This window comes from Blautia sp. Marseille-P2398 (genome assembly GCF_964240315.1).
GTDB classification, from domain to species: domain Bacteria; phylum Bacillota; class Clostridia; order Lachnospirales; family Lachnospiraceae; genus Blautia_A; species Blautia_A wexlerae.
This window is the reverse complement of record NZ_CAXSTD010000003.1, coordinates 190776-202909: the sequence shown is the minus strand read 5'-3', so window position 1 is coordinate 202909 and position 12134 is coordinate 190776. Positions and strand designations below refer to the sequence as shown.

The following is a 12134-nucleotide window of genomic DNA, read 5'->3' as shown; positions in this document are numbered from 1 at the left end:
ATATATAGTACATTGCATCGGTATTATCTGGTGCAATGTACCACTCAAAATATAGGAGCAAAAAAACATGAAGAGAAATACAACACCTGAGAAATTATTGGATGCTATTAATAATAAGAAGTTATCCGTTATCGGTGGCAAGATCTATTCAGTTGATATGGTAAGAAACTACCCACCAGATCAATTTGTTGAAGAATTAGAGTTCCTTTGTGAATCAGGATGCTTTGCAGAGATGATTGATATTAAATATGAGGTTGCTGTGGGACATGTATTGTTAGACATTGGACGGATGTGTGCAAAGGATATCTATGCATTAATGCAACTTGACATCGCTGATGGTGTCACACCACAAGAGATTAAAGATATGCTGCTGTATACAGATTACTAAATGAAATAGAGAACTAATAGGTAACACGGGTTCGATTCCCGTACTGATTATATATAGAGAGAAAGGAAAAATTGAAAATGTCAGAAGAGAAGAGAGTATTAACAGGAGCAGCAGGAACAGTTAAATGGTTCAATCCAGAAAAAGGATATGGATTTATTACAGCAGATGATGGTACTGAGTATTTTATCCATTATACAGGAATTAGTATTGATGGAAGAAAAGGATACCGTTTTCTCAAAGAGAAAGAAGTTGTTAAGTTTGATATAGGACAGAATGAAAAAGGTTCATATGCAACAAATGTAATCTTAGCTTAACCAGAATGAGCAACAGAGAACTATAGAACAGATAAGAAAAAGGAGATCATAAGACCATGAACAAAATTGTAGAAGCAGTAAAAGAAAGAAGAGAAATTGAGACAAAGGATTTATTCAGTGTGGTGAATGATTTTTGCCTTACAAGACTTGCAGTTAAGACATCTGATGGTGACAATATTGTATCTATGCAGGTAAATAAATGCGAAGAATACGAGAATGAATATGAATTTTCTCAGACCTGTATTGGCTTTGATGGTGTAGCGTATCATCTGAAAAAGGACGATATCATCAGTGCCGAAGGTGAATACAATACAGATGCAGATACACTGTATATTACTTGCAAATTGAAAAACAGTTTAACAGTATATTTCATGATTATTAATGTATCTGGAAGCGAAAACCGCACAGATAAGTATGATGAGATGGATGTATATCAACTGAATGACTTCTTAGAGGATGTGCTGCATGAGAAAAATGAGTATTACTGTGTATTCACCAGAATCACAGATGTCTTTGGATTTGACCTGAAAATGCGTAACTGTATCCGTACTTATGTTAATACACTGGATGATAGTGATTGGAAGTTACATATCAGTGATGATTTTACATCATTTGAAGTGCCTGTAACTGATGATTCAATCAATGAAATCTATGTTAAGGATAATGCAGAATCCAGATCAATCATTGTTAAGCCATATAATCAGCCGTTCATGGAGATTGATATGCTGTTCTTTAAGAAACATAACTAAATAACAGAGAACTATAAATAAAAAGGTCAGTTTGTGAACTGGTAAAGAACATCATAAGGGATTTCCTTAGTTCTACCAATAAAAATGGGAAAGGATAATCGAATGAATGAGGAATTTTTAGCCAGTAAAGAATTTTTAGATTATATGAGAAAAGAATCCAGAAAAGTAGGAGCAGCAAATCTCAAAAGAGTAGCAAATACAGGAAAGAGATTTTATCTTGGAGAATTGAATATTTCTAACGGAGTAATGGCAATGGGATATAATCTGGATTCCACAGAAATTCAATCTTTGCTTAAAACATATGAGTCATGTGATTGGGGTGAGGGATGGGAAGATGCAAAAATAAATGAAGCAGCTATAAGATCTGGACATGGTGATGTTATAGGAATTTATAGACTTGATGGTAAAGAAGTTTGGATTCAAACGGACTTAAATGAAGATCCACAAACAACAATTTTCTTACCAGAAGAACGATAAGAAGAGAATAAATAACAGACAAATAAAGTTTTGGCATAAGGAGGAATGCATTATGATTGAAGAATCAGTAATTAAAATTGTAGATGACATTATGGGAAGTGGGAAAAGTACATGGGCAATTAATCACATCAATCAGAATCCTGACAAAAAGTTTTTATGTATAGTACCGCTTTTATCAGAATGTGAGAGATTTAAAGAGAAAACAGATATTGATATTATTGATCCAGAAAAATGGGGAAGTAAGTGGAAGAATTTCAGATGGTTAGTTGAGAATGATAAAAATATTGTAACAACTCATTCTCTAATAAAAATGATGGATCTGGATATGTTGGAATTATTAAAAAGCAAGAACTATGTACTGATGATTGATGAATGCCTAGATGTTCTGGATACATATAAAATCAGCAAGGATGACTTAAAAATTATATTCAATGAAAAACTTGTATCACTGGATGAAGATGGATTTTTAGTTTGGAATGAAGAAAGAAAACCATATAAAGGTGTTTATGGTGACATTAAACGACTTTGCAGTTTTAAATCGTTAATGGGATTTAAAAAAGAGAACAGTGATGAATTGGCAAGGATTATTATGTGGAATTTTCCTGTTGACTTTTTCAAATGTTTTGATGAAAGTTATATTTTTACATACTTGTGGGAAGGAAGTATTCAGAAATCTTATTTTGATATTCATGGAATTAAGTACGAAAAATATATGTTGGATTATGATAGACAATTGATTCCGCATTGTAAAGAAATTGAATATGAGAAGAGAAAAAATATTGTTGATTTAATTAATATATACGATGGCAAATTTAACAAAATTGGGATGAAAATAGGAAAATCAAATCCATTATCAAAATCATGGTATGAAGATAAGAGAAAAAAGAACAGATCCATATTTTCACAGTTGAAGAACAATACAGAGAATTATTTTAGAACGGTTACTAAAACAAAATCCATAGATAATATGTATACAGTTTTTAAACCTTACTGTAAATATGTGAAAGGTGAAGGATATACAAAAGGATTTGTTTCTTGTAATGCAAGGGGAACCAATGAGTTTAAAAATAAAAAGTCTTTAGCGTATCTAATAAACTTTTTTATGTCACCTGATATAAAACAATTCGTAGAGCATTACCATATTGAATTTGATGATAATTTATTTTCTTTATCCGCTTTATTACAATGGATTTGGAGAAGTCAAATAAGAGATGGTAAATCAATAGATCTTTATATTCCCAGTGAAAGAATGAGAGAATTATTAAAAATATGGATTAATGAATGCAAGACAATGAGTGAAGCAGCATGATAAAAATGTGGAAAATGAGCTTCTTAAAATCCACATTTGGCTTCTGAAATGCCCTATTTACAAGGGTTTCAGGGGTCTTTCCGTAAAGAAAAGGATAAGGTAATACTATATTAATTTAATCATAATATCATAAATAATCTGCTTAAAAAGTATATGTTCAGAATGTGTCATATTTTTTATATTTCGTAGCGTAGCGGAGAAATGTAAAAAATTGCACATTGTGATGCTACTAATTCTCTGTTCACAAGCTTGCTTGTGGGCAGAAATTAGGAGTCTACTGTCAGAGACATAAGATGCAAACAGAAAGGCGAACACATATGTATAGAAAAACGATACAGCATGAGAAAGAGAATTTATCCAATGGACTAATCAGTGAAGAATTAATATATGCCTGTCTGATGACATGTGAAAAGGTTATCAGTAAGAATGCATATTTAGAGAAGAAATGGAGCAAATGGTATGAGGATCTTACTGGATCAGCAGATGCTAATACTTATAAGATAAATCGACTTGAATGGATGGGATATAGAAAGAAATTACAATCCCTGCTGCTGACTAAACATTCTATGAGAGAAATCATACAAAATACTAAGTCTACAAAGGTATATACGGATACTGCACCTAAGACAATGGTAAAGACAGTTATTGATTTAATTGATACTGGTAAATATGTATTGCTTCTTTAATATATAGTCCCCGACAGGTAGACGGCAAGTTGACAAGCAACTTACCGAATTATTTTCCTTGCTGACGCAAGAAAAATATCATAGAGAGAAAAGCAGTTGATATATTAATTTGATTGTTTAAGGGAGAATAATAGATTATGGCAAAGAGAATTAAGAATCCAAATGAAATCTGTTATATGTGCGGTAAAAGTAAGTCACAAGTATTGCATTTGCTTGAAGGCAACTATGGATATGTTTGTGATGAATGTGTAGAGAATGCTCATGATATGTTATCTGAGAGGGCAGAAAGAGAAAGAAAATTAAGAGAACATCAGGAACATATAGATGCAACACCTTCACAGATTAAATCTTATCTGGATCAGTATGTGATTGGACAGGATGATGCAAAGAAAGCTTTATCTGTTGCTGTGTATAATCACTATAAGCGTATGCACCAGAAAAAGAAATCAGATGTTGAGATTGAGAAATCTAATATTCTTATGATTGGTAATACGGGATGCGGCAAAACTTTTCTTATTAAATGCTTGGCAAAATATCTTGGTGTTCCACTTGCCATTGCAGATGCTACATCTCTTACAGAAGCCGGTTATGTCGGAGATGATGTTGAAAATATTTTATTAAAACTGTATGAGAAATCAGAGGGTAATTTAGAGAAAACACAACAGGGTATCATTTATATTGATGAGATTGATAAGCTTGCGCTTCGTGGTGAGAATACTTCTCTTACAAAGGATGTTTCTGGTGAGGGAGTTCAGCAAGCACTTCTGAAGATTCTGGAAGGTACAATTGCAAGAGTTCCGTTTGGTGGTGGACGTAAACATCCTAATGCTGAATGTGTAAATATTGATACAACAAATATTCTGTTTATCTGTGGTGGTGCATTTGATGGATTGGAGAAGCTTATTAATCAAGATAAGAAGGTAAACAGAACTATTGGCTTTGGTATTAGTACAGAGAATATATCTAATGAAGAAGATTTTACACTTGAAAATGTACAACAGCATGATCTTGTGAGATATGGCATGATGCCTGAGTTTATCGGACGTTTACCAGTAATCACAACACTTGCACCATTGACAGAGAATGATATGGTAAGAATCCTTACTGAACCAAAGAATGCAATTGTGCGACAGTTCCAGGAGCTATTTGCTATGGATGATGTCAAACTACAATTTGAGAAAGATGCTTTAATGAAGATTGCTGCTATAGCAAATGAGAAGCGTATTGGTGCAAGAGGATTAAGAAGCATTGTGGAGAATGTATTACAAAAGATTATGTTTGAGTTGCCTGATATGAAGAGTGCAAAGAAAGTAGTTGTAAATGCTGAGTGCGTTGATGGTGATTCTGAACCTGTTGTATACGGTGCAAGAAATAAGAAGATTGCGTGAGAGGGATTATTTAAACTTGTACCAAGTACGGGTTCAAAAAGAAGGATAAGTGAAAGATGAAAGGAACGTGGCATGAGTAATAACATTAAAATGATTAATGGCGGTCAACATCAGAATATAATTGAGAATAGCAGAAGAGCTTTAAAATATGCTGATGTTTGGTCGAAGTATTACAACAGAGAACTACAAAAAGGATTGGCAGAATGCATAGATAAAGGTGATCTCTCTCATGAACAGACGGTTAAGTTAGCTTTTATCGGTACTAAGTATGTGATCAGTTTACTTGATATTGATAGACAGGGCGAAGAACTATATAAGGTTGATGGCAAAAGATATGAGCAGTCAGAAGAAGTAAGTCAGAATTTGCATGATACTATTGACCAATTATATAATTTTATCGGTTTCCTGACTATTCGTGACCTGTTATCTATATTTCCTATAAGAAAAGATTACGATGGAGAATTATACCAGTGTAAGGATTATTTTTATACCGTAGATGTCTTATCTAAGATGGATTGGGACAAGCCAATTGGAAGAGATAATGTATTCAGTCTTATGTGGGATTATTGCAATGAAGATTTAGAACGCATTTTGATGGAATATATGTGTCTTATCAGTGATTTGCATAAGAAGAAAACTGGTAAAGGATTCGCAGAAGTATTTTCTGAAATGTATGATGTTCCATCTTATAGTATCAATAAAGATGCAGGACTTATACAGGATAATCAGACAGGTGAAATTATTAAAATAGATAGTAAGAAACAGAGTCATATTAAGATAGTTAAATGATTTCTGCTGCTGAATTGGATATTTATTCACGATGAAATCGGTATTTCTTTGAAGAATGAAAAGATGGAGGATGAACTTATGAAATTATATGCAGATACCAGATTTGAAGTAGGACAGACAGTATATCGTGTGTATGAGACACGAAAGAACATTGAACAGAAAGTAACTTGTGATGTGTGCCTTGGTACAGGAAAGATTACATATAAGGGTTATAAATGTAATTGTCCAAAATGTAACGGCAGAGGGGAACTTGTTACTGATAGCAAAGAAGTAACGCTTAGAGAAATTGATGTACCACGCAAAGTAACTGCTATTAGATTGATTGCAGACAAAAATAAAGATGGATTATTAAGATATACATTAGATGCACCACAAGGATATTGTTCTAGTAAAGGAGCAATTAGAAAAAGAATTATTTGCTACTATCGAAGAAGCTCAGGCATATTGTGATGAAGAAGCTGCTAATGATGCGTGTAAAGAGTTTGCTATGGAAATTTGTAAAGGATATTGAATAAGAATACGGAGGAAAATCAGATGAATAATAAGAAAGTAGAATATAATTCAAAATACCAGACAGGTAAAGAAGATGGATTTATTATTTTAGATAAAAAGGAAGTTCCTGTTGATAAGTTATTTAAAACATATGAGAAAGCATTGAAATATATACAAAAACATGGAAAGATAATGGATATTACTGATAGTACACCTCTTCCTGTTCTTGTACATGAGATTTCAAAAGATGAATTTTGGAGTAGGCGGCATAACAGATATACTGTTGCTATGTTCTTTGCATATCCTGGATCTGGAGAAGGATATGGTGCAGGAAGCATGACACTTATGGATGGTGAAGGTGACAAGCAGAAATATTATGAATATGAAATTCTATCAGTAGATGAGCCAGAGCCAGAGGATGAATTGGCAAATAGAGAGCGTGTTGATCCTGAATTTGGCATGGAAAGTGGTAGTTTGTTTGCTGAAATGCGTAAAGATAAAACAGGATTCTATGCAGTTAAGTATGAAGAAGATATGGAAGATGGGTGGAGTCTATTTTCTGGTGACAGTCGTCCGTCATTAATTTTTAGAACAAAAGAAGAAGCTATGACATATGTGCGTAGTGGTAAATGTAACTATGTTCAAATTGCAGTACCTACATTTTGGATTAAAGAAATATCAGAAGAAGAACATCAGAAAGAACGTAAATATTGTGATGAATTTGATGATGATTTGACAATCAGACATAACAATAAGTGGTATGAAGGTGAATTTATCACAGAGCCTTGGGACGCATATATCTTTAACAATCATGGAGATATAAAAATAATGTCAAAGAAATCGTTATTAAGATTAATGGATGAATGTAATATAAATATTGAAATCAGAGAATGAAGTGGAGGCGGTTGTCATAAGTAAGAAATCAGAAGATTGCACATTTAAAATCCGGAGTGTGCAAGCGAATAGGGTTTATCAGGTGAATAATGGTTATAAATATGATAAGAATAGCAAGAAAGAAATTCAAGAGAAAGATATACAGGATTGTAGATTAACATGGAGAAATGCTGTCATAAACGACAGCATATTTTCCAGATATATGCTTAAACATGGGGTTAGAGTTTCTAAAAAAGAAAGTGTTGATCTTATTTCAATGAAGTTTGAATACTCTGTTCCGCAATACAGTGAAAAAGAATTATGCTGTGATGAAAACGAGAAACCAGACGATGTACAAAATGGAGTATCCACAAAAAATCTTAGAAAAGATTACTATACCAATGGTGTTAATATTACATGGCATAAATATGATAAAACAACAGGGATGCCAATTCCAGAAGCAGATGAAAATATCTGTTATAAAATGCTTATGCGGAGTCCTGGCAAAGCTAAAAAAGGCGAGTGCATTTTTATAAAAGATAAGTTACTGGATACAGCAAGAAATTATTTGACAATGGGATTATATGAAAAAATGCCAGATAAGAATGCTAAAATTGTAGAGCTATCTGCATACAGTACACTGATCACAGCAACAGCATTGGATTATATTCATATTCCATTAAAAAATATGCTGATTGTAAAGGACTTAAAGGCAGCAGTCAACATTCCTGCATTGCTTGTGAAGATAAATAATGATAAACAATGTCTTGTGGAATCGCAAGATGATTACAAAGTAACAAATACCTTATGGGATGGAATGGGACTAATTGATGATTCTATCTTCCCAGAGGGCATGGAAGGCTTTATCTATTGCAGAAGTCACTTCTTTAAATCGTGCCTGTTTCGGGGCAATATCCAACAGTATTTTAAAGATTATTACAAAACTGAATACGAGACAGCAACAGTTACGGATATGTTTGGAAATGTCATGAAAGTATCTGATGTAAAGGTGATCGTAACGGATAACTCTATCAAATGGCTGAAATTTAAGGAACTGATGGGAAATACAGATGCCGAAGCTTATAAGTATTACAAACGCTTTATGAAAAAAGATGGAGAGCAATTTACGATTGTAAAGACGGCACATAAGAGCAAGTATGGTGATCTCCAACGTAGTTCATACCAGATGAATAATAGCTTGCCAACAGTAGACAGAAAAGTGTTAGAGAGTATAGCTAAAACAAGCATTGATTATTATAATAATATGATTATAGATGATGATGCTTTTATTGAGTATCTAAAAATTGGTGCGTCAAAAAAATACAGCATCAATAATATGCTGATTGATCTGGATAAAATCAATTCCCACTTTAGGTATACACCATTTTTTAAAAAGAAAAAGAGTGATATGCTGTCACAATTCAAGAACAAACGATTAAAATTAGGAAAACTCTTGCAGTATGGGGACAATCTAACAATATGCGGTAATCCTGTTGCACTTTTAAAATATATTACAGGTGAATTAAAGACAAATGATGGATATGTAGAGGATGACTGTTTCAGTTGCTTTACTCAAAGGGATGAAGGGATTGAATGTTATACCACAAGATTTAATGATGGTGAATGTCTGGCAGGTTTCCGAAGCCCACACAACAGCCCTAATAATATTGTACACTTGATTAATAAGCATCCTGATATATTACAAAAATATTTTCCTAAACTGGGTAACAATGTAATTGTGATTAATGGGATATATACAGATGTACAAGATCGTCTCAACGGGCAGGATCTGGACACAGACAGCGTTTTTGTTACCAATCAGAAAGATATTATTGATTTAGCGAGAAAATCATATAGTGAATATGCAACAATTATTAATGAAATTCCACTACTGGGAGCCAGTAAATATGGTAAAGATATGAAGTCATATTATGATATGGATTATAAAATTGCTCTGTCCCAGAATGATGTAGGATATGCAAGCAACTTGGCTCAGTTGGCATTAAGCTATTATTATGACGATGGCTTTAAAGATAATAGATTATTGAATATATTTGTTATTTGCTCTGTTTTGGCACAAGTGGCAATTGATTCTGCAAAACGCATTTTTGACGTAGAAGTCACATCAGAGTTAAGAAGATTAAGTATAATATGTAAGGAAATTATTGAGAGTAAATGGACAGATGACAAGCAAGGTGTTTATTATCCTCGATTCTATGCGGAAATCATGGAAATGAAAGATTCTAAAAAGAATATTCCAGATAAACAGATTGGAGAGTTTATCTGTCCTATGGATATTATATATAAACTCATTGATGAGAAAGTAATTGATACACGAAAACAAAAGCAATATCAGACAGTAACAGATGGGATTTCTTATGTTTTCCGATATGACAAAAATGAATTTGCAGGATTTAAGCGAGACAGTAAGCAATATTACAAAATAACATCAATTGTTGAAGAATATTATAGACGTGTGAAACGGATTAGTACAAATGAAAAAGATTATTCTGAGCAGGTGTTATTTGAATTTGAAGGATGTATGGCAAAATTAAAGAAACTGAAAATTAATAAAGCTACAATGGGAGCATTAATCCAATACGCATTTAGTCAGCATTGTAATATTAGAACTAAGTTATTAGTTTCTTTGTATGAATATAACAAAAACACATTCTTGGAATGCTTTATAAATGATCAAAATATACAAAAAACTCCACCTAAAATTGCGTAAACCATTGATTTTACGGGCTTCTGAATATCTCTCTATGAGGGAGAAAGAAAAGACCGTAAGCCTAGTACTTCTTCCCACACAGCCACAGTTGAATCCCAAAGCAATTGTGGCTGTATCGCTGATATTATCGACATTATGTCGTTATAATATAACTCCCATATGTAAACTACGTTAGAAATATATGCCAGATGCTTATATCTGGTATATATTTTTAAAAAATATTTTACTAAAAAATCATTTAATCTCGGAGGTGAAAGAACATTGACACAGGACGACTTAAGAAAAATGTACAGAGAAAGAACTATTAGAGAAAAACAGACTTATATTGCAAAAGTGACAAGAATCAATGGAAGCCTTTTATCTCAGTTTGCACACGATAAAATTGATCTCTGTCCTGCATGTTTTAAAAGATTACAGAACTATCTTACACAGTGATTTCTTACCTATAGGAGTGATTGCATGATATTATGTGAATTAAATCAGCACGACTACACATATCTGATCCAGTTGTTAAATGAAAAGTATTATCAGACAACTGACATTCATGAACTTAAACAAATCAATTCTATTTATAAACAATTAAAATTCAAGTCAGAATCCTGGCTTAATCGTATCAAGTAAAATCCTGGCATTTCTGCCAATATTTCAAGAAAGTTGAGGAAAACAAATGGGTGGTACATTTACATCATTAGGCGCACTCAAGGCGGCTATAAAAAAAGAAGTTGAAGAAGCAATGCAAGAGACAATGGAGAAATCCTATAAAGATGCAAAAGATAATGTTGGGAATTTCTATGCTGCACCAGAAGGTGACTATCATAGGACAGGAGCATTGAGAGAATCACCAACAATGTCTGTTTCTGGTATGTCTGGTGAGTTATCATTAAATACAGGTTACGGGTATTCACCGGCAGGAAGAGATACAAATACTATTTACAATTATGCAGAATCTGGTAGCTTACTTGGTAATGGTGGATTCTGGGCGAAGACAGAAGCAGATGTACAGAAAAATATAGATGCATCGTTTGGGAAACGGTTTAAATAAACAGTTACAATAGCATATTTTGAATTGTAATATATCGTACTCTGTCGTATAATAGTAAAAAAGCTATTATGGGATGGAAAAACTTATGGGAAAATATATTACAAAGAAACAACAAGTTTTAAATTTATTAAATGACATAGAAGCTACAATTACAAGTCGAAATGCGGATATAGCAATTCCTATTTTAAAGTGGACACAAGAAAAAATTAGATTAGATACAGTTGAAAAAAACAGACACGAAAAATATCAATCAACTAAATATAGAAAATATCGTCCAAGAGCTGTAAAACAATGGGAAGTCTATGGATGTGCATTGGGGAAAAATATTGGAAGTGAGCAGAATGGGGTTAGTCGTCCAGTAGTAATTGTTCAAGACACTAGAGAATCAATGCATAGCCCAACTGTTCTGGTTGCTCCATTTACTTCGGCTTATGATAAGGACGGAAATAAAAAGCGGAAATTAGATACACAAGTAGAATTTTTAAATGATAAAATGACAAAAGCGTCATATATTAAAGTAGAACATGCAAGATGTATTTCTAAATCTAGGCTAACAGAAAAAATGTGTGATCTTGATGAGAATACAATAAGCGAAATAAAGGAAAAAATAAAAATGGTATATAATTTATAAGTGATTTACAAATTAACACTTGACAAACTAAATCATATATTATATTATAATGATAAAAGTTAAGACTGTTGCAGAGAGATTTTGATTAAATCTAAGTTTCTCTGTTGTACATTGGGGATAATGATTTTGCACTTCTTATTATAAGAGTGAAACTAAAATCATTCCAATGGTTATAAACTGCTTGGGAAACGTCTAATTCATATTAGGCGTTTTTCCTTTTTAAATATTAAGTATATAAGGGACTATCTCAACAAGTAGTCTCTTT

15 protein-coding genes are annotated in these 12134 nt (G+C 32.8%); all 15 read left to right on the top strand.

Annotated elements, in window-relative coordinates; translation table 11 throughout:
* Positions 1 to 67: 67 nt before the first annotated feature.
* The 15 genes from ACESZG_RS05310 to ACESZG_RS05240 all read left to right on the top strand — a co-directional run bounded on the left by ACESZG_RS05310 (position 68) and on the right by ACESZG_RS05240 (position 11869).
* Positions 68 to 388 (top strand): hypothetical protein, encoded by a 321-nt coding sequence (locus ACESZG_RS05310; protein WP_368210916.1) that lies wholly within the window; start codon positions 68 to 70, stop codon positions 386 to 388.
* Between the two features lie 77 nt (positions 389 to 465).
* Positions 466 to 702, top strand: a complete 237-nt coding sequence (locus tag ACESZG_RS05305; protein WP_368210915.1) for a cold-shock protein — start codon at positions 466 to 468, stop codon at positions 700 to 702.
* 56 nt (positions 703 to 758) lie between these two features.
* The gene (locus ACESZG_RS05300) at positions 759 to 1451 is read left to right on the top strand and encodes a hypothetical protein (protein WP_373217699.1); all 693 of its coding nucleotides are present in this window, start codon (positions 759 to 761) and stop codon (positions 1449 to 1451) included.
* A gap of 102 nt (positions 1452 to 1553) precedes the next feature.
* On the top strand, positions 1554 to 1928 hold the full coding sequence (locus ACESZG_RS05295; protein WP_347044533.1) for a hypothetical protein: 375 nt from the start codon (positions 1554 to 1556) through the stop codon (positions 1926 to 1928).
* A 52-nt stretch (positions 1929 to 1980) separates the two neighbouring features.
* Positions 1981 to 3237, top strand: a complete 1257-nt coding sequence (locus ACESZG_RS05290; protein WP_373217697.1) for a DEAD/DEAH box helicase family protein — start codon at positions 1981 to 1983, stop codon at positions 3235 to 3237.
* A gap of 317 nt (positions 3238 to 3554) precedes the next feature.
* Entirely contained in the window at positions 3555 to 3923 is a 369-nt protein-coding gene (locus ACESZG_RS05285; protein ID WP_347044531.1) for a hypothetical protein, read from the top strand.
* Between the two features lie 137 nt (positions 3924 to 4060).
* On the top strand, positions 4061 to 5311 hold the full coding sequence (gene clpX / locus ACESZG_RS05280; RefSeq protein ID WP_368210951.1) for an ATP-dependent Clp protease ATP-binding subunit ClpX: 1251 nt from the start codon (positions 4061 to 4063) through the stop codon (positions 5309 to 5311).
* A 72-nt stretch (positions 5312 to 5383) separates the two neighbouring features.
* Complete coding sequence (locus tag ACESZG_RS05275) at positions 5384 to 6100, top strand: hypothetical protein (protein WP_368210950.1); 717 nt, start codon at positions 5384 to 5386, stop codon at positions 6098 to 6100.
* Positions 6101 to 6178: 78 nt separating this feature from the next.
* A complete protein-coding gene (locus tag ACESZG_RS05270; protein WP_368210949.1) occupies positions 6179 to 6550 on the top strand; it encodes a hypothetical protein in 372 nt (123 codons plus the stop codon).
* Positions 6551 to 6634: 84 nt separating this feature from the next.
* The gene (locus ACESZG_RS05265) at positions 6635 to 7486 is read left to right on the top strand and encodes a hypothetical protein (protein ID WP_368210948.1); all 852 of its coding nucleotides are present in this window, start codon (positions 6635 to 6637) and stop codon (positions 7484 to 7486) included.
* The gene (locus ACESZG_RS05260; RefSeq protein WP_368210947.1) at positions 7470 to 10196 is read left to right on the top strand and encodes a hypothetical protein; all 2727 of its coding nucleotides are present in this window, start codon (positions 7470 to 7472) and stop codon (positions 10194 to 10196) included. The genes ACESZG_RS05265 and ACESZG_RS05260 overlap by 17 nt, the downstream gene beginning before the upstream one ends.
* A gap of 285 nt (positions 10197 to 10481) precedes the next feature.
* Positions 10482 to 10631, top strand: coding sequence for a hypothetical protein (locus ACESZG_RS05255; protein WP_373217695.1), 150 nt, complete (start codon positions 10482 to 10484; stop codon positions 10629 to 10631).
* Between the two features lie 24 nt (positions 10632 to 10655).
* Entirely contained in the window at positions 10656 to 10817 is a 162-nt protein-coding gene (locus tag ACESZG_RS05250; RefSeq protein WP_347044524.1) for a hypothetical protein, read from the top strand.
* A 46-nt stretch (positions 10818 to 10863) separates the two neighbouring features.
* The gene (locus ACESZG_RS05245) at positions 10864 to 11238 is read left to right on the top strand and encodes a hypothetical protein (RefSeq protein ID WP_368210946.1); all 375 of its coding nucleotides are present in this window, start codon (positions 10864 to 10866) and stop codon (positions 11236 to 11238) included.
* An 85-nt stretch (positions 11239 to 11323) separates the two neighbouring features.
* On the top strand, positions 11324 to 11869 hold the full coding sequence (locus ACESZG_RS05240; protein WP_368210945.1) for a type II toxin-antitoxin system PemK/MazF family toxin: 546 nt from the start codon (positions 11324 to 11326) through the stop codon (positions 11867 to 11869).
* Positions 11870 to 12134: the final 265 nt, after the last annotated feature.

Bases quoted from the DNA above. Each gene is read 5' to 3' on its own strand.
- ACESZG_RS05265 (WP_368210948.1), top strand. From the start codon at position 6,635: ATGAATAATAAGAAAGTAGAATATAATTCAAAATACCAGACAGGTAAA.
- ACESZG_RS05240 (WP_368210945.1), top strand. From the start codon at position 11,324: ATGGGAAAATATATTACAAAGAAACAACAAGTTTTAAATTTATTAAAT.
- ACESZG_RS05245 (WP_368210946.1), top strand. From the start codon at position 10,864: ATGGGTGGTACATTTACATCATTAGGCGCACTCAAGGCGGCTATAAAA.
- ACESZG_RS05255 (WP_373217695.1), top strand. From the start codon at position 10,482: ATGTACAGAGAAAGAACTATTAGAGAAAAACAGACTTATATTGCAAAA.
- ACESZG_RS05285 (WP_347044531.1), top strand. From the start codon at position 3,555: ATGTATAGAAAAACGATACAGCATGAGAAAGAGAATTTATCCAATGGA.
- ACESZG_RS05270 (WP_368210949.1), top strand. From the start codon at position 6,179: ATGAAATTATATGCAGATACCAGATTTGAAGTAGGACAGACAGTATAT.
- ACESZG_RS05300 (WP_373217699.1), top strand. From the start codon at position 759: ATGAACAAAATTGTAGAAGCAGTAAAAGAAAGAAGAGAAATTGAGACA.
- ACESZG_RS05305 (WP_368210915.1), top strand. From the start codon at position 466: ATGTCAGAAGAGAAGAGAGTATTAACAGGAGCAGCAGGAACAGTTAAA.
- ACESZG_RS05275 (WP_368210950.1), top strand. From the start codon at position 5,384: ATGAGTAATAACATTAAAATGATTAATGGCGGTCAACATCAGAATATA.
- ACESZG_RS05295 (WP_347044533.1), top strand. From the start codon at position 1,554: ATGAATGAGGAATTTTTAGCCAGTAAAGAATTTTTAGATTATATGAGA.
- ACESZG_RS05290 (WP_373217697.1), top strand. From the start codon at position 1,981: ATGATTGAAGAATCAGTAATTAAAATTGTAGATGACATTATGGGAAGT.
- ACESZG_RS05250 (WP_347044524.1), top strand. From the start codon at position 10,656: ATGATATTATGTGAATTAAATCAGCACGACTACACATATCTGATCCAG.
- clpX (WP_368210951.1), top strand. From the start codon at position 4,061: ATGGCAAAGAGAATTAAGAATCCAAATGAAATCTGTTATATGTGCGGT.
- ACESZG_RS05310 (WP_368210916.1), top strand. From the start codon at position 68: ATGAAGAGAAATACAACACCTGAGAAATTATTGGATGCTATTAATAAT.